Origin of the sequence: Methylobacterium ajmalii (genome assembly GCF_016613415.1) — a bacterium.
Lineage (GTDB): Bacteria > Pseudomonadota > Alphaproteobacteria > Rhizobiales > Beijerinckiaceae > Methylobacterium > Methylobacterium ajmalii.
The window spans coordinates 21,846-46,518 of record NZ_JACWCT010000005.1 but is presented as its reverse complement, the minus strand read 5'-3'; the positions used below and the strand labels follow the sequence as shown (position 1 = coordinate 46,518).

The following is a 24,673-nucleotide window of genomic DNA, read 5'->3' as shown; positions in this document are numbered from 1 at the left end:
AGCAGAATGACAATCGACGTGAGCTCGTGATCCCGCGATGCACTCATACCCAGCCTGGTCCCGGCGCAACCCGGCAGAATCCCTCGGCCGGACTCTACGGCCTGACCGCGTAGAGGCGGCTACTCCGCCGCCTTGACGTAGCTCTCCACCGGCGGACACGCGCAGACCAGGTTGCGGTCGCCATAGGCATTGTCCACCCGGTTGACCGGCGGCCAGTACTTGTCGACCCGGAAGGCGCCGGCCGGGAAGCAGGCGGCCTCGCGGGAATAGGGCCGTTCCCAGGGGCCGATCAGGTCCTCGACCGTGTGGGGCGCGTTCTTGAGCGGGTTGTCGGCCCGGTCCATCCGGCCCTCCTCGATCGCCCGGATTTCCTCACGGATCGCCAGCATGGCGTCGCAGAAGCGGTCGATCTCGCCCTTGGTCTCGGACTCGGTCGGCTCGATCATCAGCGTGCCGGCCACCGGCCAGCTCATCGTCGGCGGGTGGAAGCCGCAATCGATCAGCCGCTTGGCGATGTCCTCGACGCTGATCCCTGCGCTCTTCATCAGCGGGCGGGCGTCGATGATGCACTCGTGCGCCACCCGGCCGTGGGTGCCGGTGTAGAGAACCTCGTAGGCCCCGGCGAGGCGCTTCGCGATGTAGTTGGCGTTGAGGATCGCGATGCGGGTGGCCTGCGTCAGCCCCCGCCCGCCCATCAGCAGGCAGTAGCTCCAGGAGATCGGCAGGATCGCGGCGGAACCGTAGGGCGCGGCCGAGACCGAGAATTCGCGCCCGTCGGTCTCGACGTGGCCGGGCAGGAACGGGATCAGGTGCGCCTTGACGCCGATCGGCCCCATGCCGGGCCCGCCGCCGCCATGCGGGATGCAGAAGGTCTTGTGCAGGTTGATGTGGCTGACATCCGCCCCGATGTCGCCGGGCCGGGCGAGGCCGACCAGCGCGTTGAGGTTGGCGCCGTCGAGATAGACTTGGGCCCCATGGGCGTGGGTGATGTCGCAGATCTCCCGCACCGCCTCCTCGAACACCCCGTGGGTGGACGGGTAGGTGATCATGCAGGCGGCGAGGTTATCTCCGTGCTTCTCGGCCTTGGCGCGAAAATCGGCCACGTCGACGTTGCCGTTGCGGTCGGCGCCGACCACCACGACGGTCATGCCGCACATCTGGGCGGAGGCCGGGTTGGTGCCGTGGGCCGAGGACGGGATCAGGCAGATCGTCCGGTGCCCCTCCCCGCGCGACAGGTGGTAGGCGCGGATCGCGAGCAGGCCGGCATACTCGCCCTGCGCGCCGGAATTCGGCTGCATCGAGATCGCCGCGTAGCCGGTGATGTCGGCGAGCTTCTGCGAGAGATCCTGGATCATCTCGGCATAGCCCTCGGCCTGGTCCTTCGGCGCGAAGGGATGCAGCTCCGAGAATTCCGGCCACGAGATCGGCAGCATCTCGGCGGTCGCGTTGAGCTTCATCGTGCAGGAGCCCAGCGGGATCATCGCCCGGTCGAGGGCGAGGTCGCGGTCGGCGAGGCGGCGCATGTAGCGCGTCATCTCGCTCTCGGCCCGGTTCATGTGGAAGATCGGGTGGGTCAGGTACTCCGAGGTGCGAACGAGATCCGCCGGCAGGCGCGGCTCGGGCCAGGATTCGTCGTAAGCCAGGCTGTCGCCGCCGAAGGCGCGCCACACCGCCTCGATGATGTCGGGCCTCGTGCGCTCGTCGACCGTGATGCCGATGCGGTCGTTGCCAACTTTCCGCAGGTTGATCCCGTTGGCGACGGCGTTCTTGAGGATCATGCCCTGGAACGGCCCGACCGTGACGGTGATCGTGTCGAAGAACGCGTCGGGATGGGTCTCGAAGCCGAGCTGGTTCAGCCCCGCGGCGAGCCGCGTCGCGTCGCGGTGGATGCGCATCGCGATCGCCTTGAGCCCGCGCGGCCCGTGGAACACCGCGTACATCGAGGCGATGACCGCCAGCAGCACCTGGCTGGTGCAGATGTTCGAGGTCGCCTTCTCGCGCCGGATGTGCTGCTCGCGGGTCTGGAGCGAGAGCCGGTAGGCGCGGTTGCCGCGGGAATCGACCGAGACGCCGACGATGCGCCCGGGGAGCGCCCGCTTGTGGGCGTCCCGCGTCGCCATGTAGGCGGCGTGCGGCCCGCCATAGCCCATCGGCACGCCGAAGCGCTGCATCGAGCCGACCGCGATGTCGGCCCCCATCTCGCCCGGGGGTTTGAGCACCGTCAGAGCCAGGGGATCGGCCGCCACCACGGCGATGGCGCCGGATTCATGGAGCTTTGCGATCACGTCGGTGAAGTCGTGGGCCGCGCCCTCGACGCCCGGATACTGGACGATCGCGCCGAACACGGAAGCGGGATCGAGGTCGGTGAAGGGATCGCCGACGACGATGCGCCAGCCGAACGGCTCGGCCCGGGTCTTCAGCACCGCGATGGTCTGCGGCAGGCACTGCGCGTCGACGAAGAAGATGTCAGGTTTGGCGGTCGCGATCCGGCGCGCCATGCCCATCGCCTCGGCGGCGGCCGTCGCCTCGTCGAGGAGCGAGGCGTTAGCGATGTCGAGCCCGGTCAGGTCGCCGACGCAGGTCTGGAAGTTGAGCAAAGCCTCGAGCCGGCCCTGGCTGATCTCGGGCTGGTAGGGCGAGTAGGCCGTGTACCAGGCCGGGTTCTCGAAGATGTTGCGCTGGATCGCCGGCGGCATCGTGGTGCCGTGGTAGCCCTGGCCGATCAGCGAGGTCAGCAGCCTGTTCTTGTTGGCGGTGGCGCGCAGGCGCTCGATCGCCCGGCGCTCCGACAGGGCGGCGCCGAACTCGGTGGCTTCTCTCTGGCGGATGCCGGCCGGCAGGGTCTCGTCGATCAGGGCGTCGAGGCTGTCGGCCCCGACCACCTCCAGCATGCGGGCGATCTCGTCGACCGACGGGCCGATATGGCGGCGGTTGGCGAAATCGTAGGGATCGTACTTGTCCATCGGCATGGGAGGCGCGCCCTGATCGGTGCCGCGTGGGGCGGCTCGGGATGCGAAGGCGGAGCCGGTCGCTGCCCCGCCCGTCGGGATGTCAGCCCAAGGAGGCCCGGTAGGCCGCCTCGTCCATCAGCCCGTCGAGCTGGGACGGGTCCGAGAGGCGCACGCGGTAGAGCCAGCCCTCCCCTTGCGGGTCCGTGCCGACGCTCTCCGGGCTGCTCACCGCCGCCTCGTTGACCTCGATCACCTCGCCGTCGACCGGCGCGTAGACGTCGGAGGCCGCCTTGACGGATTCCACCACCGCGGCGGCCGCGCCCTTGGTCAGGGTGGCGCCGACCTTCGGCAGCTCGATGAAGACGAGGTCGCCGAGCTGCCCGGCAGCATGGTCGGTGATCCCCACCGTCGCCACGTCGCCCTCCAGGCGCAGCCACTCGTGCTCGTCGGTGTATTTCAGCATCGAGAGAACTCCCTTGTGTCAGGACCGCTTGAAGCCGGCAGGGCGGAACGGCAGAGGCACCACCGCGCAGGGCAGGCGCTGGCCGCGCACCTCGGCGAAGACCTGCGCGCCGGGCACGGCCAGCGCGCGCGGCAGCACCCCCATGGCGATCGGCGCCTCCAGGCTCGGGCCGAAGCCGCCGGAGGTCACCCGGCCGGCCGCCTCGGCGGCGTCGGCCGCCGCGTAGAGCGCCGCACCGGCCCGCACCGGGGTCCGCCCCTCAGGCTTCAAGCCCACCCGCAGCCGCGCCGGTCCCTCCTCCAGCTCCGCCAGGATGCGCTCGGCCCCCGGGAAGCCGCCGGCCCGGTCGCCGCCCAGGCGCCGCACCTTCGGGATCGCCCAGGCGAGACCGGCCTCGACCGGCGAGGTCTCGGGGCCGATATCCGAGCCGTGCAGGCACAGGCCGGCTTCGAGGCGCAGGGAATCGCGGGCGCCGAGGCCGACCGGCTTCACCTCCGGCTCGGCCAGCAGCGCCCGGGCGAGCGCCACCGCGGAGGCGGCCGGCAGCGCGACCTCGAACCCGTCCTCGCCGGTATAGCCGGAGCGCACGACGACGCCCTCCTCGCCGCCGAACGCGATGGTGCGTGCATCCATGAAGCGCATCCCGGCGACCGCCGGCAGATGGCGGGCGAGGGCCGCGTCCGCCCCCGGGCCCTGGAGGGCGAGCAAGGCCCGCTCGACCGGCTCGACCGTGCAGGCGGTGCCGATCGCGTCGAGCAAGTGGGCGAGGTCGGCCGCCTTGTTGGCGGCGTTGACGACCAGGAGGTAGTGGTCGCCCAAGTGGGCGAGCATCAGGTCGTCGAGGATGCCGCCGCCCGGCAGCGTCAGGACACCGTAGCGCTGGCGGCCGACGCCGAGGTCGAGGACGTCGATCGGCAGGACGGTCTCGAGGGCGCGGGCGGCGTCGCCCGGGTCGCCGGAGCGGGCCCGCACGGCGATCTGGCCCATATGCGAGACGTCGAACAGGCCGGCGGCCCGGCGCGTGTGCAGGTGCTCCTTCAGGAGCCCGAGAGGATAGTGCAGCGGCATGCTGTAGCCGGCGAACGGCACCATCCGGGCGCCGGCCTCCCCGTGCAGCGCGTGCAAGGGCGTCTCACGGAGGCTGGCGGTCATCGCGGAGGCTCCCGAGCGTGTCCGGCCGCGGGCGGGACCACCGGTCCCCTGCGGCCGACTTCGCCCGGGAGGCTAGGACAAAAGTGCCATTGACGCTACCCGGTCTGGCCTGCCGGCCCGCGCGGACCGATCGGCAACGGCACCGCTTCGCCGCCGGCCTGCGGCAAGAACGACCGAACACGAACGCTCAAGCGAAAATGTTTTGCGCGATCGGCTCGGGAGGCGGCAAACGAAGCAGCTTCTGCCGCGACCGGGGAATTATCCTGGCGCCATCGATGGGAGACGAGACGTCATGAGCGCGAGCGCCAAGCCGAGCCCGGCCGTGCCGGTCAACGAGAACGACCGTTCGACCGGTCAAGCGATCCTGGGTCCCCGCGGCGTGGCCGATCCGGATCCGGCCGAGACCGCGGACTGGCTCGCCTCCCTCGAATCGGTCCTGCGCCACGGCGGCGCGGCGCGCGCCCGCTTCCTCCTCGACCGGCTGGAGCAGAAGGCGCGGGAGATCGGCATCGTCGAGGAGGCACCGCCCTACTCGCCCTACCGCAACACCATCCCGCTCGAGAAGCAGCCGCCCTATCCGGGCGACCTCGCGGTCGAGGAGCGGCTCACCTCGATCATGCGCTGGAACGCGCTCGCCATGGTGGTGCGGGCCAACATGGCCTACGGCGAGCTCGGCGGCCACGTCGCGAGCTACGCGTCCGCCGCCGAGATCTTCGAGCTCGGCTTCAACCACTTCTTCCAGGCCGGCGACGCCACCGGCGCGGGCGCCGACCTCGTGTTCTTCCAGCCGCATTCGGCGCCCGGCGTCTATGCCCGTGCCTTCCTGGAGGGACGGCTCTCCGAGACCAACCTGAAGCATTACCGCCAGGAGATTGCCGGCGAGGGCCTGTGCTCCTATCCTCATCCCTGGCTGATGCCCGAGTTCTGGCAGGTGCCGACCGGCTCGATGGGCATCGGGCCGATGAACGCGATCTACCAGGCGCGCTTCATGCGCTACCTGAGCGACCGGGGCTTGGCCGACACCGCCGGCCAGCACGTCTGGGGCGTGTTCGGCGACGGCGAGATGGACGAGCCGGAATCGATCGGCGCGCTGACGCTGGCGGCGCGCGAGAAGCTCGACAACGTCACCTTCGTGATCAACTGCAACCTGCAGCGCCTCGACGGGCCGGTGCGCGGCAACGGCCAGATCATCCAGGAGCTGGAGAGCGTCTTTCGCGGCGCCGGCTGGAACGTCGTCAAGGTGCTGTGGGGCTCGGAATGGGACGCGATCTTCGCCCGCGACACCAACCACGCCCTCCTGCGCCGCTTCGCCGCTACGGTGGACGGCAAGTACCAGACGCTGGGCGCCAAGGACGGCGCCTACAACCTCGCCCACTTCTTCGGTGAGGACGAGGAGGTGAAGGCGCTCGTCTCCCACATGTCGGACGGCGACGTCGACAAGCTCAAGCGCGGCGGCCACGATTTCCGCAAGCTCTTTGCTGCCTTCGCGGCAGCGAAGGCCACCAAGGGCCGCCCGACCGTGATCCTGGCCAAGACCAAGAAGGGTTACGGCATGGGCGGTGCCGGTGAATCGCGCATGACCGCCCACCAGGCGAAGAAGCTCGACACCGACGCCCTCAAGGCGTTCCGGGATCGCTTCGCCCTGCCGCTCACCGACGCGCAGGTCGAGCGGCTGGAATTCTACAAGCCCGACGAGAACAGCCGCGAGCTGCGCTACCTGCGCGAGCGCCGGGAAAAGCTCGGCGGCTTCCTGCCCAAGCGCCGCCGCACGGCGGCCCACGTCCCCGTGCCGGACCTCTCGACCTATGCGGGCTTCGCGCTCGAGGCCGACGGCAAGGAGATGTCGACCACCACCGCGGCGGTGCGGCTGTTCAGCAGCCTGATCAAGCACAAGGAGCTGGGCCCGCGCGTCGTGCCGATCGTCGCCGACGAGGCGCGCACCTTCGGCATGGCCAACCTCTTCCGGCAGGTCGGCATCTACTCGCCGCTCGGCCAGCTCTACGAGCCGGAGGATGCCGGCTCGATGCTCTACTACAAGGAGTCCCGCGACGGTCAGCTTCTGGAGGAGGGCATCACCGAGGCCGGGGCGATCTCGTCCTGGGCCGCGGCCGCGACATCCTACAGCGTCCACGGCCTCGCGATGCTGCCGTTCTACATCTACTACTCGATGTTCGGCTTCCAGCGCGTCGGCGACCTGATCTGGGCAGCGGCCGACCAGCGCGCCCGCGGCTTCCTGATCGGCGCTACCGCCGGCCGCACCACGCTCGGCGGCGAAGGCCTGCAGCACCAGGACGGATCGAGCCACCTCGTCGCCGCGACGATCCCGAATTGCCGCGCCTACGATCCGGCCTTCGCCTACGAGATGGCGGTGATCCTCGACCACGGCGCCCGCGACATGATGGAGCGCGACGTCGACGCGTTCTACTACGTCACGGCGATGAACGAGAACTACGCCCAGCCCTCGATGCCGACGGGCGTGCGGGACGGGATCATCCGCGGAATGTATCGTTTCGCCGGCTATGGAAATGATGAGCCGGCTATCCGTCTACTCGGCTCGGGCGCGATCCTGCCGGAAGTGATTGCCGCGGCGAAGATTCTCGCCGAGGAGTGGGGCATCGCCAGCGAGGTCCACAGCGTCACGAGCTTCAGCGAGCTCGCCCGCGACGCCCGCGAGGTCGAGCGGTCGAACCGCCTCAATCCGGGCCTGCCGCCGAAGCGCAGCCTCGTCGAGGAATCGCTGTCCGGCCCCGCCCCGGTGGTGGCCGCCACCGACTACGTCCGCGCCTATCCCCAGCTGATCGCGACCGCGATCCAGGCCCGCTACGTCACGCTCGGCACCGACGGCTTCGGCCGCAGCGACACCCGCAGCGCCCTGCGCGCCTTCTTCGAGGTCGACCGGCACCACGTCGCGGTGGCGGCGCTGGCCGCGCTCGCCGACGACGGTAAGCTCGACCGGGCGACGGTGGCCGAGGCGGTCGCCCGCTACGGCCTCGGCGCGAACCGGCCGGCGCCCTGGACGGTGTGAGGCGGAAAGGCGCGGGATCCCCTCGGCCCCGGGCATCGCCGGGCGAGGGGATCCCGCAATCGCTTCCGCGGGGCGGCCCCCGTCAGCCGAACGCCCCGACCTCGTGCTGGATCATGCCGCTGATCTCGCGCACGAGGCCGAACAGGCGGCGGATCGGAGCGAACAGGGTGCGGTGCTCGGCCTCGTAGGTGCCGACGCCGCGGGGACCCGCCGGCTCGCCGAAATTGAGGCCGAGCGTCGGGTCCGGGGTGACGGGGAAGATGTCGTCGAGGAGCTTGAGGCAGCCCTCGACGTCGAGGCGCAGGATGCGCTCGATCAGGGCCTCGCGGGTGATGCCGTTCTGCGGCCGGAAGCCCGGGATGTGCACCGCCAGGAACCAGATCCGGTGGATGAGCGCCAGGCGCAGGGCGTGCAGCAGTGCCAGCCGCGGCGTCATCTCGGGCAGGTCCGGGGCGACCGTGTGCAGCATCAGGTGGTCCTGCGTCAGCCGGCCGAACAGGCGGCGCAGGTGAGGGGCGAGGTTGAGCCGGTCGAGGGCTGCGGCGACCGCGACGATCTCCTCGCGCCGCCCGTCCCGCGTCGCGCGTCGCGCCCGCTCGAGCCAGACCGAGGGGTCGAGGGTATCGATATAGGCGCGCAGCACGTCGAGGTCGCCGACGGCGGTGGCCTCCTGCACCAGCCGGAAGGCGCGGGCGAAGCGCTCGGAGCGCTCGCGCATCTCGACGAACAGGTCGGGGGCGCGCCCCGCCGCCCGCCCGACCCCGTGCAGGGAATTGGCCAGGAAGCCGAGCTGCTGCAGGATCGCGTTGTTGGGAATCGCCCGCATCTGGCGCGGATGGGTGATGGCGACCGGTCCGCCGCCGTCGGATTGCCGCGCCACCGGGCGCGAGCCGGTGCGGTCGATCAGGTTCGGCCCGAAGGTGCCGAGAAGCGCCGCGTAGCCCGGATCGTTGACCAGCGTCTCCATGTCCTGGCGCACGCCGGTGAAGAACTCGGTGGCGAAGTCGCCTTCCGCGTAGATCGGGTCGGGCGCGGGCTGGAGCCGGCTGTAGACGTGCTCGCCGATACGCGCGACCGTGGCCTCGGCGAGCGCCTTCGTGCCGAACATCAGGTAGCCGTCGCTGCCCTGGAAGCTCGATTCGAGGCTGGTGCGGATCCCGGCTTCGCGGTTGCGCCGCCGCGCGTGGTCGGGGGCGAGGTAGGCCAGGCGGTCGGACAGGCTCGTCGGATGGGCGCCCCGGCCGATCGACTCGCCGTGGGTGTCGAAGATGACGAGCTCGATGTCGGTGAGGTCGTGCGCCGCCATCAGCTCGGTGATGCGGAAGCGCAGGCGCTCGATCCAGAAGGTCGCGGCGAGCTGGCCGACGTAGCGCCCCGAATCCGAGTAGCCGAACTGCACCACCAGGCGCCCGGTGCGCTTGAGGTAGGCGCGCCAGTGGGGTGAGCGCAGCGCGTCCTCGATGACGTGCACGCCCTGTTCCAGCGCCGAGGCCGTCTCGAAGAGCGGCGTGATCTCGACGCGGTCGCCGATGCCGAAATGCTGGGCGAGCCAGAGCGCGGCCAGCAGCGTGTAGCCGGTCTCCGTCTCGGCGATCAGGAAGCGGACCGGGTGGGTGCCGTCGACGTGCTTGAGGATCTGGGCGATCGTCATCATCAGCCGGGCGGCCGAGGCCCGCTCGGCGGCGAGCGCCCCGAAATCCACCGGCACCGCCGCGACCGTGTCGAGCAGCGCGTTGATCGAGGCGAGGTGCGAGCGGCGCTGGGCCGGATCGGTCGGGTCGCCGTCCTGCTCCAGGGCCCGGCGCACGGCGTTGTGGACCTGGCTGGCGTTGAGCCGGAAATGCGGCAGGCCGTTCTGGAGCCCGTGCGCGGCGACGCCGGCCCGCAGGACGCAGAGCCCGAGCCGCGCCTCGTCGTCGGCGGCCTCCAGGACCGCCCGGTCGAGGAGGGCGAGGAGGGGGCCCGCCTCGGTCTGGGCCCGGTCGCGCTCGATGATCAGCGCCAGGGCGAAGCGGTGCACCGCCTCGAGCCCGGGCTGGTCGCCGAGCTTGGGCGCCACGGCGAGCTGGCGCAGGACCGCCGCCCGCGCCTCCTCGGCGAGGCGCCGCGCCGGCGCGGCGGCCGGGTCGTCGGGGAGCTGGGCCAGCACCCGGTCGAACTGGGTGCGCTTCGATTCGAGCCGGTAGCGCAGGGTGTCGTACCAGCCGATGTCGGTGCGCCCGTCGGTGTCGCAGCCGACCCAGGAGGCGATCACGACGGGCTTGGGGACGAGCTCGCTCCAGCGGTCGGGCCAGCGCTCGCGGGCGGCCCGCAGCAGGGCCTCGTTCAGCCTGTCGAGGGCGGCGCGGCCGTGCTGGACCGCGTGCCGGGCTTGGTCGAACTCGTCGTTGAGGGTGATCACCGGGTCGGCCCTGGCGGAGAGCGCCGCGGCTTGCGCGATCGGCGCGCGCCGCGCCGCCGGATCGGGCTCGGAAGCCGCCTCGGCCAGCAGCCGGGCCACCGCCTTCGGCATCCCGAAGGTCGGGTGGGCGGTGAACACCGCGGCGAAGCGCGTGCGCTCGACCCGGGTGCGGGCGGTGTCGAACGTCATCTCGGGATCGCCCAGAGCCGCCCCCGCCACCGCCTCGGTCGCGGCGGCGGAATCCGGCTCCGACCCGAGGCCGAGATAGGCCCGCAGCCGCGCCGCCCGCGCCTCCAGCGCCTGGGCGCGCAGGCGCACGAACAGGCCGCCCAGATCCTCCTCGCCGATCTCGCCCCGGTCGAAGCGGCGGCTGATCGCCAGCGCCACCGTCAGGACGGGATTGCGGAACGGGTCCTGGCTCGCCTGGTGGCGCGCCTCCTCGACCAGGCGGAGCAGGTCCGCCTCGAGCGCGTCGGCCTCGCGCGGGTCGGCCTCCCGGGCATCGAGACCTTGGGTGCCGGAGCGGTGGGGGCTGTCCATCGGGTCGCTTCGTCCTGTGGCCGGATCACCGTCCGGATCGCGCGGCGCGCGGGCTCGCGCCTGCGAGCGGTGACGCAAGGAGCGTTCCGCATTCCGGCCACGCTCTACCGCGGGATCCCGCCGGTTGCGAGGGGAGGCGGCCGCCGTGTCGCCGGGCGATCGGCGCGGGACCAGAAATCCCCCTGCGGCGGCCCGGACAATGGTTAAGATTTGCCTAACGCGCCATCTTGCGAGCCTCGCCGATGCCGGCTCGCGGAAGGGACCACGCCATGATGTCGATCGGAGCGGCCGTCACGGCGGCCACCACCCTCGTCGGCCAGGCCCTGCCCGCCGGGCTGATGGGCGAGCGCCCGCGGGCGTCGGCGACCCCCGGACAAGCCATCGCGGGTTTCCCCGCCGCGGCGTCGGCCGGGAGGGCGGCCTCCGACGATGCGCTCGCCGACGGCGCGCTTCTGGAGGCCGTCGAGGCGGGCCTGCGCGAGGCCGGTTACCTGCGTGGTGCCCGGGCGGCCCGCCTGCCGGGCTGACGACGAGGGACATGCCCGGGCGGCGGGCCCCGCGCGCCGCAGACCGGCCCGGCGCCATGCGACCGGACAGGCCGCCGGAAATGCTCTAAGGCTGGCGTCACGATGGAGATGGTCGTGATTCTGGCCGCGGCGGCGGCCCTGGTATTCGCCGGCGTGATGCTCGTGTTCGGGCGCGGGCGCGGCCGTCCGCCCCTGCGGCTCCCGCACGAGCAGGAACTGGAGGACCGCGGCGACGAGCTGTTTCGCGATTTCGACCAGGATCTCGCCGGGGTGTTCGAGCAGGCCGCCCATCAACCGGAGGTGCCGCGGGCCTACGAGCGGCTGGAGGCGCCCCGCCCCCGCCCCCAGGGGCCGATGACCATCGACCACGATCCCGCCGAGCCAGGCCTGCCCGAGCCGGAACCCCACGGCTCCGGGCCGGGCGCGCGCCGTCCCCATCCCCAGCCGTTCGAGCGTGACGGAGATTCCCGGTGACCCGTGCCGCCTTGACGGCCGTCCTTCTGGCCGCCCTGCCGGCCGGCCTTGCCCTGTCGGCCGGCCCCGCCCGTGCGGCCCCCGAGGACGCGGTGCCCGCCTGCGCGGCCCCGCAGGCGCCGGAATTCGCCGGCGGCAAGGGCTTTCGCCTCTGGGTCACCCGGCAGGGGACCATGACCTGGAACAACCCGCTGCGCCCGCTCTCGCCGGAAGCCCTGCAGGTGCTGCAGGTGGTGATCCGCAACAAGCTCGCCACCGCCTACGGACCCGACCTGTCGGGCCTGCGCCGCGGCCCGTCGCCGGCGGCCCTGGAGGCGCAGAACGGTGCGCCGATCCGCTGGTCCGAGGCCCTCGAGGGCCTGCCCGCGGCCCTGCGCATCCTGTCAGAGGATGACGGCCAGGTCCTGGCCGAGCTGGCCTTCAAGGCCTGCGGCGATCCCCCGAAGGTCGCGATGCCTAAGCCCGCCCCCGTGGCCCGCGGCACCGCGAAGGGCAGGGCCGCCGCCAAAAAAGACGTCAAGGCAGACCCGAAGGTCGAGGCGGCCTCGGCCGACGGGGCCGCGGCCGATCCGTCCGCGGAGGCGCCCAAGGCGGCGTCGAAGCCCGCGCCCCGCGCGCCGAAGCCCCGGCGCGAGAGGGCGCCGGACGCCCCGGCCCGGACGCCCGGCGGGCTGATGCTGCCCCAGGGCGCGATTCCCTGATTCGGCGACCGCCGTCCGGTCCGGCGGCCGCGCCCCGTCCGTCGCGGCTGTTCGCGCCGGACGGTTCCCCACCCCCACAGCCCGATCTGGAGATGCTTCGCGATGTACGATTCCTGGCTGCGCCTCGGCCTCGACACGGTCCGCCTCGGCCTCGAGGCGCAGACGGTCGTCGCCCTGCGGCTGGCCAAGCTCTCGCTCGGCGGCAGCGCGGCCCAGGACGAGGCGCACCGCATGGTGGTCGAGAAGGTCGAGGCCGCCGCGGAGGCGGCGGTGACGCTCGCCACGGGCGGCACGCCCGAGCGGGTCGTGCGGGACTACCGCCGGAAGGTGCGGGCCAACGCCTACCGCCTCAGCCGCGACTGAGGCGGGGGACGGGGTCTCCCGTCCCGGCACGCCCGCGGCCGGTCGCGGGTCGCATGGTCACTCGCCGGCCGTCAGATGCCGGCCGTCACTCGACCGCCGTCACTCGACCGCCGTCACTTGGCAGCGCTCACTTGCGGGCGGCCATCATGTCGTGGGTCAGCACCGTCAGCTTGCCGATCAGGCTGGTGATGTCGCCGTGGGTGCACGACCATTGCGTGCCGACCGCCCCGCCGTCGGAGGAGACCGAGACCACCGCGACGGAGCGCAGCTTGCCCTCGCGGGCCAGGCGCAGCTGTTCCTGCAGCACCTCGATCATCGAGGCGGTGTTCTCGTCGACGGGGCTCGCGGCCACGGCCTGCGGGAAGGCGACGACGCGGGTGGTTTCGGCGGCGATTTCGCTCATGGGACTCTTTACGAACGCTTGAAGGAATCGGAAGTCCGGGCGCGGGGCCCGGCCGCGGCGCGGTCGAGCCGCCCCAGAAGGTCGGACAGGTCCGCCGGCAGCGCCTCGTCGAGGCAGCCGTCGAACGCGGCGTGCAGGCCCGGCGCCAGGACGGCCGCGAGGGGACCCGCGCCGTCCGTCGACCGGAGGGCCGGCGGCCGCAGGATGGCGGGGACCGGCCCACCGGAACGATCGTGCATCGTCCGTGACATCATCGCAGCCTCGCCTTGCAGGATCAGCCCTCGCCGCCAAAACTGCCCATCTGGGCCCGGATCACAATCCCTGCTCTGTGGCCGAGCTTCCACTTCGGAAACCGATGTGGTGGCACCGCAACACTTGGTCTGATCGTCCGCGCCGGGTCCGGAAGACCGCCGCCACCACCCGTTCGAGCCCGGCGGCCTGCATCCGCGCGCGCCGCGGCGGCGGCGGCCGTTCCGATCGTGAGCCAATCTGTATTGGCCTAACGATCGGTTTTTTCGGTCACTTATCGATCATTCGCGATGATTAACTTTTGTTATTATATTCGATTTCACAAATATGTTACGTTAATTTTGTACGTTGTGGTGGGGCGTTTTGGCCGAGTTCCTGATCCGCAAGCTCGAGAATTTCTCGAGATTGTCCGCCGAGGACAGACGTGCGCTCGACCAGGCGGCGCGCCAGCGCACACGCCAGATCCGCCCGCGGGACGACATCGTGCGCGAGGGCGACCTGCCGCCGGGGGTGAACCTGATCCTCGACGGCTGGGCGTGCCGCTACAAGACCCTGGAGGACGGGCGCCGCCAGATCATCGCCTACCTGCTGCCCGGCGACCTGTGCGACCACGGCGTCCCGATCCTGCGCGAGATGGACCACTCGATCGGCACCCTCACCGCCGTCACCCTGGCCGAGATCACCCCCGAGACCATCCGCCAGCTCACCGCCGGACACGCCCGGCTGTCACAGGCCCTGACCTGGGAATCCCTGGTGGCGGCGGCGATCCAGCGCGAGTGGACGGTCAATATCGGCCAGCGCACCGCCTTCGAGCGCCTCGGCCACCTGCTCTGCGAGCTCTATCTGCGCTTGCACGCGGTCGGGCTCACCCAGGGGCCGACCTGCGAGCTGCCCCTGACCCAGGCCGAGATCGCCGATACGATCGGGCTGTCGGTGGTGCACGTGAACCGTACCCTGCAGGAGCTGCGCGGCGCCGGCCTGATCGCGCTGCGCGGCCGCGAGCTCACCCTTCTTCGGCTCGACGCGCTGCAGCGGGCGGTGCAGTTCAACCCGAACTACCTGCATCTCGACCACGAGGGCCGCCACCTCGACGCCAACGAGACCTGAGGCCCGCGACGGATGTGGGCCCTGCAACCCGGGGTCGTCGCCCGCGCGGATTGACGGCCGCCGGGCCAGTGGGCGACAGACGGGCATCCCGCACAGACGCGTCGCCACGGCTCCCGCTTCCATGTCCCACGGGTCGTCCCGGGAGCCCGCCGCTCCCCAGCCCTCCCCGCTCACCGCCTCCCCGTCGACATCCGCCGCGCCGTTCACCCGCGCCGGCATCCTTCGGGGCATCCGGCTCAGCCTGCCGCTCTGGCCGAGCATCGCGGTCTTCGGCGCCGCCTTCGGGGCCGCGGCGGCCCAGCGCGGCGTGACCCTGGCGGAGGCCGCGGGCGCGAGCGCGCTCGTCTATGCCGGCTCGGCCCAGATGGTGACCCTGGAAGTGTGGGGCCAGCCCTGGACGGTGCGCGCGCTCCTGGCCGCCATGACGGTGACCGGCCTCATCAACGCCCGCATGATCCTGATGGGCGCGACGATCCAGCCCTGGATGCGCGGCACGCCGCTCTGGCGCACCGCGATGACCCTGTTCGTGCTCGTCGATGCGAGCTGGCTCATCGGCGTACGCCACCGCGCCGAGGGCGGGCGCGATCTCGGCGTGCTGTTCGGGGCCGGCATCGGCCTGTGGCCGCTCTGGGTCGCCTCGACGGTGGCCGGGCACCTGGCCGGCGCGCTCGTCACCCAGCCCCGGGCCTACGCCCTCGACATGATCCTGCCGGTGTTCTTCGCCGCCATGCTGGCGCCGCTGTGGCGCGGGGTGCGGCCGGCCCTGCCCTGGCTCGCCTCGGGCCTCGTCGCGCTCCTGGTGCAGCGGCTGGTGCCGGGCTACGCCTTCATCGCGGCGGGCGCGGCGGCCGGCCTCGTCACCGGCCTCCTCGTCGACGACGGGGCGGGCCGGTGATCGACGCGCTCCTCGCCGGGCCCGCCGGGCCCTGGATCGCCATCCTGGCGCTCGCCCTCGTCACCTATCTCTGCCGGGCCTCCGGCGTGGTGCTGATGAGCCGGGTGCGCCTCACCCCGCGGGTCGAGCGGGGCCTGCGCGCCCTGCCGGGCTCGATCGTGGTGGCGACCGCCGTGCCCACCGGCCTCTCGGCCGGGCTGCCGGGCCTGCTCGGCCTCGTCACCGCGGCCGGCGTGATGGCGCTGACTCGGTTCGAGCTGGCGGCGGTGCTGGCGGGCTTGGGGGTGGTGGCGCTGGGACGGGCCGTCGGGCTGTAGGCCGACCGGCTTTCCTCACCGCAACCGCTGTCGGATCCGGTACCCCAACCCATCCCGCACGTCGCGGTAGCCGTCGAGGCGCTGCTCGCGCGAGCCCTGTCCCACGGTCGGGTCCGGGGTCGGCCAGTACTCGACCTCGGCCGCGAGCGTCCGGGTGAGTTCGAGCGCGGCGTGGTGGGCCTCCGGCGAGAGCGAGACGATCAGGTCGAAGTTCAGGCCCTCCCACTCCTCCAGCTCCTCCAGTGTGCGGGGGCGGTGGCGCGAGGCGTCGATGCCGATCTCGTCGAGGGCCGCGATCATGAACGGGTCCGCCGGCTCGCCCCCGCGCACGCCCGCCGACTGGACGTAGACCGACTTGCCGAAATAGTGCCGCGCCAGGGCCTCGGCGCAGGCCGAGCGCACGGCGTTGAAGTTGCAGACGAACAGGACCGACTGTACCCGCCGGCCCGGTCTCGCGGGGTCGGGCCGGGACGGGTCGGGTTTCGTCGGATCGGCCCCGGCGGGCGCGGCGCCGTCCGCGGAGGGGCCTTCGGGCACCGGCTCAGCCCTTCCAGTGCAGGGCGAAGATCAGCGTGAACAGCCGGCGGGCGGTGTCGTGGTCGATCTCGACCTTGCCCTCGAGGCGCTGGCGCAGCAGCTCGGACGCCTCGTTGTGGACCCCGCGCCGGCCCATGTCGATCGCCTCGATCTGGCTCGGCGAGGCGGTGCGGATCGCCTTGAAGTAGCTGTCGCAGATCATCTCGTAGTCGCGGATCACGCCGCGGAACGGCGTCAGCGACAGGAGATGGGTCATCACCGGCTGGCCGTCGGCGGTCGAGATCGCGAAGGACAGCTTGTTCTCGACGAGGCCGAGCGACAACCCGTAGGGACCGCCGTCGTTGTTGGCGACCCGGAAGGTGTTCGATTCCAGGATGTCGTAGATCGCGATGGCGCGCTCGTGCTCCTGGTCGGGATTGCCGCGCCCGATCGAATCCTCGTCGAGCGTCACCGCCGCCAGGCGCTGTCGCGGATCGGGAGCCTCGCTCGCCATCGGATCTCCTCCCCGGATCGTCGCGGGTTCGTTGTCAGGGCGTGCAGCAGAGGCGAGCGCGGCCTCCCGCGCAAGCCGGACGTAGGGTGGCTTGGGCGGGTTGATTAAAGGTTCAGGCGGATCGCCACCGAGCGGGCATGCCCGTCGAGCCCCTCCGAGCGGCCGAGCGTCACCGCCGCGGGGCCGAGCGCCCGCAGGGCCTCGGGGGTGCAGGAGAGGAGCGAGGTCCGCTTCATGAAGTCGAGCACGCCGAGGCCGGAGGAGAACCGGGCCGAGCGGGCGGTCGGCAGGACGTGGTTGGGGCCGCCGACATAGTCGCCGATCGCCTCGGGCGTGTGGGCGCCGAGGAAGATCGCGCCGGCGTTGCGCACCCGTGCCGCCAGTTCCTCGGCGTCGTGCGACTCGATCTCGAGGTGCTCGGGCGCGAGGCGGTCGACGAGCGGGATCGCGTCGGCGAGCCGCGCGACCCGCACGATCGCCCCGTAGTCGCGCCAGCTCGCGGTCGCGATCTCGGCCCGCCTCAGGGTCTTGAGCTGGCCCTCCACCGCCGCCGCCACGGCGTCGGCCAGCGCGTCGCTGTCGGTGACGAGGATGGCCTGCGCGGCGGTGTCGTGCTCGGCCTGGGCGAGCAGGTCGGCCGCCACCCATTCGGGGTTGGCGGAGGAATCGGCCAGGATCAGCACCTCGGAGGGGCCGGCGATCATGTCGATGCCGACCTGGCCGAAGACCCGGCGCTTGGCCGCCGCCACGTAGGCGTTGCCCGGGCCGACGATCTTGGCCACCGGCCGGATCGTCGCCGTGCCGTAGGCGAGGGCCGCCACGGCCTGGGCGCCGCCGACGCGGAACACCTCGTCGACCCCGGCGAGCTTGGCGGCGGCGAGCACCAGCGGGTTGGTGACCCCGTCCGGCGTCGGCACCACCATGGCGATGCGCGGCACGCCCGCGACCTTGGCCGGCACCGCGTTCATCAAGACCGAGGACGGGTAGCTCGCGGTGCCGCCCGGCACGTAGAGGCCGACCGATTCGATCGCGGTCCAGCGCCACCCCAGCGTCACGCCGAGGGCGTCGGTCTCGCGGTGGTCCGCCGGCACCTGGGCGCGGTGGTAGGTCTCGATCCGCGCCTTGGCCAGCGCCAGCGCGTCGAGGGCCTCGGCCGAGCAGGACGCGGTGGCGGCCTCGATCTCCTCGGCGGAGACCCGGATGGTGTCCGGCGTCAGGTCGAGCCGGTCGAAGCGGCGGGTGTAGTCGATCACCGCGTCGTCGCCGCGGGCGACCACCTCCGCGATGATGTCGCGCACCGCCGCGTCGACGTCCTCCGAGACCTCGCGCTTGACCGAGAGCAGGCGGGTGAAGTGCGACTCGAAATCGGGATCGCGGGAATCGAGGCGCTGCATGCGGAATCCGGTCTCGTGTCGGCGGGCCGAAGGAACGGGCCCGAGAGGAGGGACGGGCCGGCGGATCGTGCCAGGGCCCGCCGACTGCCAAAAAATTCAGGCCGCGTCGAGGGGCCTGTCGTGGGAGGCGTGCAGCGGCTTGCTGTCGGCCTGCCAGACCGGGCCGAGATCCTTCATCGCCGCCTCGATGCATTCGAGCTCGAGCCGGATCGCCCCGCCGCCGGCAAAGACCAGGGTGGCGGTGCCCGACGGCGCCTCGCCGGGCTCGAACGTGATGGCGAGGAGTTCGAGCGGGCTGTCGGGTTCGTCGCGCGGGATGTTGCGGCAGCGGACGGCCAGCACCCGCTCGAAGTGCAGCCCGGTGAGCCGGCGGCGCGGCGGGGCGCCGTCGGGGCTCTCCCAGTCGAAGCGCCGCGCCACCAGGGCGAAGCGGCGCTCCCGCGGCAGGTAGGCGAGGTCGCCGGTGCGCAGGACCGCGTCCTGGAGGTGGGTCGAGATGATCGCGAGATCGTCGGCGTCGAGGGCAGCGAGCTTCAGGAGCTCCATCTCCGCATCCTTCACTGTCGGCGTCCCTGTGCTGGGGGCCGGTCGCCTCGGCGGTCGCGGCCCGTGCTGTCGAAAAGGGTGGTCGCCCGTAGGTGGCGACGTCCCCCGCCCGCGACAACCGCTTCCGGCGCGATGAGGCCGCCCCGTGGCATCCGCGCCCGCCCCGCTGCCGTGACGGCACCGAATCGCCTCAGCGCGCGTTCATGTGGCTGCACCTAGCGTGACCGGTGAAACGATCCGGCACACCATCCGATACGAAGGAGAGATCCGTGAAGACCGTGATGACCGCGGCCCTGGCCGCCCTGACCCTCGGCCTCGGCGTCGCGCCCGCCTTCGCGCAGTACGGCTACGGCGGCTACGACGACGACCGCCCGCGCCGCCGCTACGAGGAGCGCTACGACTACGACCGCCCGCGCGTCCAGCGCTACGATTACGACCGCCCGGGCTACCGCGAGTACGGCGGCGGCCGCCTCGGCCGGATCTGCGTCACCGCCCGCGGCAACTGCCCGACCCGGCCCGCCCCGCTCAACTCGTCCTGCGGCTGCGAGGTCCCGGGCTTCGGCTTCAAGCGCGGCGCCATCGGGTACTGACCCCATCGCTCCCCCATCCCCCACTGAACGCGGCGTCAATCCCAGATGTCCGCGTTCAGGATCTCGTGCGCCAGGGCCCGGCTCGGCTCGCGGTGGAGGCCGGGCCCCGAGAGCACGAACTCGACGTCGGCCAGCCGCGGCAGGTCCGGGTGCGCCAGCTCCTGCAGGCCGTCCGGGATCAGGCTGCGGGGCTGGGCCATCACGCCGACGCCTGCGAGCGCGGCGGCGCGCAACCCGCTGAGGCTGGCGCAGGTGCAAGTGACCCGGAAGGCCCGCCCCTCCTGGGTCAGCGCCGCCAGCGCGATCGCCCGGGTGATGCTGGGGGCCGGGAAGCTCGCGAGCGCCACCGGCTCGCCCCGCTCGGGCAGCGCGGTGGGCAGCCCGACCCAGACCAGCCGGTCGCGCCGCACCAGCACCCCTTGCGTCTCGCCGACATGGCGCTTGCCGAGCACGAGGTCGAGCTCGCCGCGCGCCAGGGCGTCGTTCAGGAATCCCGTGAGCGCCACGCTCAGTTCGAGGTCGACCGACGGATAGGCCTCGCGGAAATCGCGCAGGACGTCGGACAGCCGGCTCTGCACGAAATCCTCCGAGGCGCCGAACCGCACCTTGCCGCGCACCGGGCCGCCGGCGAGCGCCCGCTCCAGCCGCTCGTGCGCGTCGAGCACCGTGCGGGCAAAGCCGAGTACCGTCTCGCCCTCCGGGGTCAGCGCCACCGAGTGGGTGTCGCGGGCGACCAGCCGGTGGCCGAGCTGCGCCTCCAGGCGCTGGACGTGCTGGCTCACCGTCGACTGGCCCAGCCCGAGCTGCTCGGCCGCCCGGCTGAAGCTGCGGCTGCGCACCACCGCCGCCAGGGTGCGCAGCAACACGGGATCGACCAGGCGGGTCATGTCGGTCGCATCACGTCGAAGGTACCACGGCGGCTCTCCGCATCCTGCATGAACGAGGCCCAGGCTATCGCATTTCGCGATAACTGTAATCCTGGAGCCGTGCGTACCCATGCGGGCACGGGCCGGTTAGGGAGAAGGGGATCCCGTCAGACCCCGACCTTTCCGGCCCGCCATGCTCTCTCGCCTGCGTCCCGACAACTTCACCCTGATGATCGTCGGCGCCCTGATCCTCGGCAGCGTCCTGCCGGTGCAGGACAGGGCGGCCGAATGGCTCAGCCTGTTCGCCAACGGCATGATCGCGCTGCTGTTTTTCCTGCACGGCGCGCGCATCGACCGGCAGACGGCGCTCGCCGGCCTGGTGCATTGGCGCCTGCACCTCGTGGTGTTCGCCTCGACCTTCGTGCTCTTCCCGATCCTCGGCCTCGCCGCCGGCCTGCTCAGCCCGGCGCTGCTGACCCCCGCGCTCGCCGCCGGCGTCCTGTTCCTCTGCGTGCTGCCCTCGACCGTGCAATCCTCGATCGCCTTCACGTCGGTGGCGGGCGGCAACGTGCCGGCGGCGATCTGCTCGGCCTCGGCCTCGAACATCCTCGGCATGTTCATCACCCCGCTCCTCGTCGCGGTGCTGCTGAACTCGCAGGGCAGCCACCACGAGTTCGATTGGGCGGCGGTGGGCAAGATCATGGCGCAGCTGCTCCTGCCGTTCGCGCTCGGCCAGCTGCTGCAGCCGCGCCTCGGGCCCTGGCTGACCCGGCACAAGCCCCTGACCATGGTGGTCGACCGCGGCTCGATCCTGCTCATCGTCTACATCGCCTTCAGCCACGCGGTGGCGACGGGCCTGTGGAGCCGCACGCCGCTGCCGGCGCTCGCCACCATGCTGGTCGTCGACCTCGTGCTCCTCGCCCTCGTCCTGGCGATCACCACCGCGGCGAGCCGGCTCCTCGGCTTCTCGAAGGAGGACGAGATCACCATCGTGTTCTGCGGCTCGAAGAAGAGCCTGGCCTCGGGCGTGCCGATGGCGAACGTGATCTTCGCCGGCCAGGACGTCGGCGGCATCCTCCTGCCGCTGATGCTGTTCCACCAGGTCCAGCTCATGGCCTGCGCGGCGCTCGCCCGCCGCTACGCCGCGCGCCTGCAGGCGCCGCCGGCCGCCGGGGCGATCCCCGTCGGCGCCGCGCCGGCGGCGAAGCTCGCGGCGCGCTGACGCGCCCGGCGTTGACGAAGAATTCACGTCGTCGCGCCATTCTCCTGGGGAGCCACGTTGCGTACCGGCTCTCTCGATTGTCCGGCCCCGTCGCGCGTTCCGCGGCGGGGCCGTACCGTTCGAGGCCGGGACCGGCGCCGTCGGTGGATCGGTACCGGCACCACTGCCGGGACGTGCCGCCCTCCCGATTTTAAGTCTTCGTTCACCCTGTCGCTTCAGCGGGCGCACACCATCCGCCGCTAACCTCCCGGGCGCCGTCACCCGAGGAGGCGCCCGATGGGCATGTTCGTCCTGCCGCGCCGCGACCTCGCGGCGGTGCCGTTCCTTCAGCTTTTGCGCGGCTTCGGCCACGCCCTGATGGCGGCGTTCATCTTCTTTGCCTGCTTCGCCTTCTCGGACACCTCGCCCTACGATCTCGTGGCGATCCCGACGATCGTGCTCTGGGTCCTGCTCGGCGTGCGGCTCTACCGGGGCGCGGTGCCCCTCGTCCTGGTGCTCCTGGTCTTCGTGGGAGCCACGGTCGTCGCCCTGATGCCCTATCTCGACGAGGAACTGCCGCCGGTCTGGACGGTGCAGCTGTGCTACCTCGCCGTCACCGGCATCTTCTTCACCATGTTCTTCTCCGACGAGTCCGACCGGCGGGTCGAGGCCGCCCTCAAGGTCTACACCGCCAGCGCGCTGTTCTGCGGGATCCTCGGCATCGGCGGCTATCTCGAGCTGATCGGCAACGACAAGCTGTTCAGCATGTATGGCCGGGCGTCGGGCACCTTCCAGGATCCGAACGTGTTCGGCTCGTTCCTGACGCTCGGCGCCTTCTATCTGATGCACGACCTGCTCACCGGCCGGGCCCGGCGCCCGCTCCTGTCGGGGCTCGGCCTCGCCATCCTGCTCGCCGGCGTGTTCCTGTCGTTCTCCCGCGGCTCCTGGGGCGGCACCCTGGCGATGGGCATCCTGCTGGTGGTGATGCTCTACCGCACCAGCGCCCCGCGGTTGCGCCGCCGCATCGTGCTGCTCGCCGCCCTCACGGCGGGGTTCGGGGCGGTGTCGCTCGCCGGCCTCCTCTCGGTCGGCGATGTCGGCGAGACCTTCTCGAAGCGCGCCGCCGTCACCCAGGACTACGACGAGGGCGAGACTGGCCGCTTCGGCAACCAGCTGCGCGGCATCGGCATGCTGATCGAGGATCCCCTCGGCATGGGCCCCCTGCGCTGGCGCCGCACCTTCAACCTCGAGCCGCACAACTCCTACATCGGTGCCTTCGCCAACGGCGGCTGGGTCGCCGGCGTCGCCTTCGTGTTCCTCGTGCTGATGACGAGCCGGGTGGGGTTTCGGCTGATGAGCCAGGACACGCCCTACCGGCGCCACGCCCAGATCGTGGTTCCGGCCCTCCTGATGTTCTTCCTCCAGGCGATGCAGATCGACATGGAGAAGTGGCGCCACGTCTACATGATGCTCGGCATGGTGTGGGGACTGGAGGCGGCACGGGTGCGGTGGCTGGCCTCGGGGGAGGCGTGAGGCGGGCCTCGGTTTGCAGCCGCGGGCAAATGGGCTAGAGCCCGGCAAACCCCGCGCCGGCCTCCCGCCCGGGCCCGTCCCCGCGACGGGCGCCCGAGGCCGCGCCGACCGCTTCTTGTGCGAGACCCGATGTCCAAGCCCGCGAAGGCCGAGAAGGCCGCCACCCTCAAGCCCCGCCTGCCGCGCGGCCTCGCCGACCGCGGGCCGGCCGAGATCGCCGCCACGAACCGGATGCTGGACAAGATCCGCGAGAGCTTCGAGCTCTACGGCTTCGAGGCGGTCGAGACCCCGTTCATCGAGTACACCGAGGCGCTGGGCAAGTTCCTGCCCGATCTCGACCGACCGAACGAGGGCGTCTTCTCCTTCCAGGACGACGACGAGTCCTGGCTGTCGCTGCGCTACGACCTGACGGCGCCGCTCGCCCGCTACGTCGCCGAGCATTTCGACGCGCTCCCCAAGCCCTATCGCAGCTACCGCGCCGGCTACGTCTTCCGCAACGAGAAGCCGGGCCCGGGCCGCTTCCGCCAGTTCATGCAGTTCGACGCCGACATCGTCGGCGCCCCGACCGTCGCGGCGGATGCCGAGATCTGCATGATGGCCGCCGACACGCTGGAGAAGGTCGGCATCGGCCGCGGCGACTACGTGGTCAAGGTCAACAACCGCAAGGTCCTCGACGGCGTGATGGAGGCCATCGGGCTGGGCGGCGCCGATCAGGCCGGGCGGCGCCTCATCGTGCTGCGGGCGATCGACAAGCTCGACCGCCTGGGCGCGGACGGCGTGCGCCTGCTGCTCGGCCCCGGCCGCAAGGACGAGAGCGGCGACTTCACCAAGGGCGCGGGCCTCTCCGACGAGGCGATCGAGCGCATCCTGCGCTACGTCTCGTTCCAGGCGAGCCCCACCGAGGGCGGCGACCGCCTCGCCTTCTGGGAGGACTTCTTCGGCGGCTGGAGCGAGGTCGTCGGCGCGTCCGAGACCGGGCGCCAGGGCATCGCCGAACTGCACACGATCATGAAGCTGTGCGAGGCGGCGGGCTACGGCCACGACCGGGTACGGGCCGATCCCTCCGTGGTGCGCGGCCTCGAATACTATACCGGCCCGGTCTTCGAGGCCGAGCTGACCTTCCCGGTCGTCAACGAGGACGGCCAGACCGTGCGCTTCGGCTCGGTGGCGGGCGGCGGGCGCTATGACGGGCTCGTCGGCCGCTTCCGCTCCGAGCCGGTTCCGGCGACCGGGTTCTCGGTCGGCGTCTCGCGCCTGTTCTCCGCCCTCCAGGTCGTGCGCAGCCCGATCGTCTCGGGCCAGGCCGCCCCCGGCCCGGTGGTGGTGCTGGTGCTCGACCGCGAGGAGACCGCCGCCTACCAGGCCCTCGTCTCGAGCCTGCGCCAGGCCGGCATCCGCTCTGAGCTCTATCTCGGCGCCTCCGGCATGAAGGCCCAGATGAAGTACGCCGACCGCCGCGGCGCGCCGTGCGTCGTCATCCAGGGCAGCGACGAGCGGGCCAGGGGCGAGGTCCAGATCAAGGACCTGATCGAGGGCGCGAAGGCCGCCGAGGCGATCGCCAGCAACGCCGAGTGGAAGGCCGCTCGCCCGGCCCAGCTTTCGGTGCCGGTGGACGAGATGGTCGCCCGGGTGCGCGAGGTGCTGGCGCGGCATTACGGGGGGTGAGAGCCTTTCCCGCTCGCAACGTGTCGTATCGCGTCTCCCCGCAGGTGTAGGGCTGTCCGGGAAAAAGAACGGCGCGGGTTCCCCCTCCCCCCTCTGCGGGGGAGGGTGCCCGGCTGCGAGTGCGAAGCACTCGTGCGCCGGGCGGGAGAGGGGAACCACGCTTCCGGGCGAGGCGGAACGGTTCTGAAGGGCGCCATACTCGGCACCGTCGCGCTGCCCCTCTTGCGGGACTTCGTCCCGGCCCGACCCCTGCTGACGCAGGGGCCACCCTCCCCCGCAG

The 24,673-nt window shown here is 71.8% G+C and carries 23 protein-coding genes; 12 read left to right on the top strand and 11 right to left on the bottom strand.

Annotated elements, in window-relative coordinates:
• Positions 1 to 119: 119 nt before the first annotated feature.
• The 3 genes from gcvP to gcvT all read right to left on the bottom strand — a co-directional run bounded on the left by gcvP (position 120) and on the right by gcvT (position 4,566).
• Entirely contained in the window at positions 120 to 2,969 is a 2,850-nt protein-coding gene (gene gcvP / locus HPY23_RS01155) for an aminomethyl-transferring glycine dehydrogenase (RefSeq protein WP_091882819.1), read from the bottom strand.
• 82 nt (positions 2,970 to 3,051) lie between these two features.
• Positions 3,052 to 3,414, bottom strand: a complete 363-nt coding sequence (gene gcvH / locus HPY23_RS01150) for a glycine cleavage system protein GcvH (RefSeq protein ID WP_060845270.1) — start codon at positions 3,412 to 3,414, stop codon at positions 3,052 to 3,054.
• 18 nt (positions 3,415 to 3,432) lie between these two features.
• Positions 3,433 to 4,566, bottom strand: a complete 1,134-nt coding sequence (gene gcvT, locus HPY23_RS01145) for a glycine cleavage system aminomethyltransferase GcvT (RefSeq protein ID WP_091882816.1) — start codon at positions 4,564 to 4,566, stop codon at positions 3,433 to 3,435.
• Positions 4,567 to 4,858: 292 nt separating this feature from the next.
• On the opposite strand from gcvT, the gene mdeB reads away from it, so the two are divergent.
• Entirely contained in the window at positions 4,859 to 7,591 is a 2,733-nt protein-coding gene (gene mdeB, locus HPY23_RS01140; RefSeq protein ID WP_091882813.1) for an alpha-ketoglutarate dehydrogenase, read from the top strand.
• Positions 7,592 to 7,673: 82 nt separating this feature from the next.
• Here mdeB and HPY23_RS01135 read toward each other — a convergent pair whose 3' ends face one another.
• The gene (locus tag HPY23_RS01135) at positions 7,674 to 10,532 is read right to left on the bottom strand and encodes a phosphoenolpyruvate carboxylase (RefSeq protein ID WP_091882809.1); all 2,859 of its coding nucleotides are present in this window, start codon (positions 10,530 to 10,532) and stop codon (positions 7,674 to 7,676) included.
• 269 nt (positions 10,533 to 10,801) lie between these two features.
• Between HPY23_RS01135 and HPY23_RS01130 the strand changes: the two genes are divergently transcribed.
• The 4 genes from HPY23_RS01130 (at position 10,802) to HPY23_RS01115 (ending at position 12,597) form a co-directional block, all read left to right on the top strand.
• Positions 10,802 to 11,059: a hypothetical protein gene (locus HPY23_RS01130; protein WP_091882806.1), complete on the top strand. Its 258-nt coding sequence runs from the start codon at positions 10,802 to 10,804 to the stop codon at positions 11,057 to 11,059.
• Positions 11,060 to 11,173: 114 nt separating this feature from the next.
• Entirely contained in the window at positions 11,174 to 11,533 is a 360-nt protein-coding gene (locus HPY23_RS01125; protein ID WP_139234883.1) for a hypothetical protein, read from the top strand.
• Positions 11,530 to 12,234 (top strand): hypothetical protein, encoded by a 705-nt coding sequence (locus HPY23_RS01120; RefSeq protein WP_091882802.1) that lies wholly within the window; start codon positions 11,530 to 11,532, stop codon positions 12,232 to 12,234. The genes HPY23_RS01125 and HPY23_RS01120 overlap by 4 nt, the downstream gene beginning before the upstream one ends.
• A 102-nt stretch (positions 12,235 to 12,336) precedes the next feature.
• Complete coding sequence (locus HPY23_RS01115; RefSeq protein WP_060845263.1) at positions 12,337 to 12,597, top strand: hypothetical protein; 261 nt, start codon at positions 12,337 to 12,339, stop codon at positions 12,595 to 12,597.
• 127 nt (positions 12,598 to 12,724) lie between these two features.
• Here the strand turns inward: HPY23_RS01115 and HPY23_RS01110 are convergent, their stop codons facing one another.
• The gene (locus HPY23_RS01110; RefSeq protein ID WP_060845262.1) at positions 12,725 to 13,000 is read right to left on the bottom strand and encodes a hypothetical protein; all 276 of its coding nucleotides are present in this window, start codon (positions 12,998 to 13,000) and stop codon (positions 12,725 to 12,727) included.
• An 8-nt stretch (positions 13,001 to 13,008) separates the two neighbouring features.
• A complete protein-coding gene (locus HPY23_RS01105) occupies positions 13,009 to 13,239 on the bottom strand; it encodes a hypothetical protein (protein WP_091882799.1) in 231 nt (76 codons plus the stop codon).
• 373 nt (positions 13,240 to 13,612) lie between these two features.
• On the opposite strand from HPY23_RS01105, the gene HPY23_RS01100 reads away from it, so the two are divergent.
• From HPY23_RS01100 to HPY23_RS01090, 3 genes are all read left to right on the top strand, one after another.
• Positions 13,613 to 14,356: a Crp/Fnr family transcriptional regulator gene (locus HPY23_RS01100; RefSeq protein ID WP_060845260.1), complete on the top strand. Its 744-nt coding sequence runs from the start codon at positions 13,613 to 13,615 to the stop codon at positions 14,354 to 14,356.
• Positions 14,357 to 14,477: 121 nt separating this feature from the next.
• Positions 14,478 to 15,251, top strand: a complete 774-nt coding sequence (locus HPY23_RS01095) for an AzlC family ABC transporter permease (RefSeq protein ID WP_200602094.1) — start codon at positions 14,478 to 14,480, stop codon at positions 15,249 to 15,251.
• Positions 15,248 to 15,568 carry an AzlD family protein gene (locus HPY23_RS01090; protein WP_060845259.1) on the top strand — a complete coding sequence of 107 codons (321 nt, stop codon included), beginning with the start codon at positions 15,248 to 15,250 and terminating at the stop codon, positions 15,566 to 15,568. The genes HPY23_RS01095 and HPY23_RS01090 overlap by 4 nt, the downstream gene beginning before the upstream one ends.
• Before the next feature lie 15 nt (positions 15,569 to 15,583).
• Here the strand turns inward: HPY23_RS01090 and HPY23_RS01085 are convergent, their stop codons facing one another.
• The 4 genes from HPY23_RS01085 to HPY23_RS01070 form a co-directional block, all read right to left on the bottom strand.
• The gene (locus tag HPY23_RS01085; RefSeq protein ID WP_210344661.1) at positions 15,584 to 15,994 is read right to left on the bottom strand and encodes an arsenate-mycothiol transferase ArsC; all 411 of its coding nucleotides are present in this window, start codon (positions 15,992 to 15,994) and stop codon (positions 15,584 to 15,586) included.
• A 115-nt stretch (positions 15,995 to 16,109) separates the two neighbouring features.
• A complete protein-coding gene (locus HPY23_RS01080) occupies positions 16,110 to 16,598 on the bottom strand; it encodes a UPF0262 family protein (protein ID WP_060845257.1) in 489 nt (162 codons plus the stop codon).
• A gap of 104 nt (positions 16,599 to 16,702) precedes the next feature.
• On the bottom strand, positions 16,703 to 17,992 hold the full coding sequence (gene hisD / locus HPY23_RS01075) for a histidinol dehydrogenase (protein ID WP_091882790.1): 1,290 nt from the start codon (positions 17,990 to 17,992) through the stop codon (positions 16,703 to 16,705).
• A gap of 96 nt (positions 17,993 to 18,088) precedes the next feature.
• Positions 18,089 to 18,538 (bottom strand): DUF2948 family protein, encoded by a 450-nt coding sequence (locus tag HPY23_RS01070; protein ID WP_060845255.1) that lies wholly within the window; start codon positions 18,536 to 18,538, stop codon positions 18,089 to 18,091.
• Positions 18,539 to 18,807: 269 nt separating this feature from the next.
• On the opposite strand from HPY23_RS01070, the gene HPY23_RS01065 reads away from it, so the two are divergent.
• Entirely contained in the window at positions 18,808 to 19,128 is a 321-nt protein-coding gene (locus HPY23_RS01065) for a hypothetical protein (RefSeq protein WP_329618813.1), read from the top strand.
• Between the two features lie 35 nt (positions 19,129 to 19,163).
• Here HPY23_RS01065 and HPY23_RS01060 read toward each other — a convergent pair whose 3' ends face one another.
• Positions 19,164 to 20,015, bottom strand: coding sequence for a LysR substrate-binding domain-containing protein (locus HPY23_RS01060; RefSeq protein ID WP_060845254.1), 852 nt, complete (start codon positions 20,013 to 20,015; stop codon positions 19,164 to 19,166).
• Between the two features lie 172 nt (positions 20,016 to 20,187).
• Between HPY23_RS01060 and HPY23_RS01055 the strand changes: the two genes are divergently transcribed.
• The 3 genes from HPY23_RS01055 to hisS all read left to right on the top strand — a co-directional run bounded on the left by HPY23_RS01055 (position 20,188) and on the right by hisS (position 24,393).
• The gene (locus HPY23_RS01055) at positions 20,188 to 21,216 is read left to right on the top strand and encodes a bile acid:sodium symporter family protein (protein ID WP_060845253.1); all 1,029 of its coding nucleotides are present in this window, start codon (positions 20,188 to 20,190) and stop codon (positions 21,214 to 21,216) included.
• Between the two features lie 276 nt (positions 21,217 to 21,492).
• Positions 21,493 to 22,728: an O-antigen ligase family protein gene (locus tag HPY23_RS01050; RefSeq protein ID WP_091882787.1), complete on the top strand. Its 1,236-nt coding sequence runs from the start codon at positions 21,493 to 21,495 to the stop codon at positions 22,726 to 22,728.
• A 129-nt stretch (positions 22,729 to 22,857) separates the two neighbouring features.
• The gene (hisS, locus tag HPY23_RS01045) at positions 22,858 to 24,393 is read left to right on the top strand and encodes a histidine--tRNA ligase (protein ID WP_091882784.1); all 1,536 of its coding nucleotides are present in this window, start codon (positions 22,858 to 22,860) and stop codon (positions 24,391 to 24,393) included.
• Positions 24,394 to 24,673 lie beyond the last annotated feature (280 nt).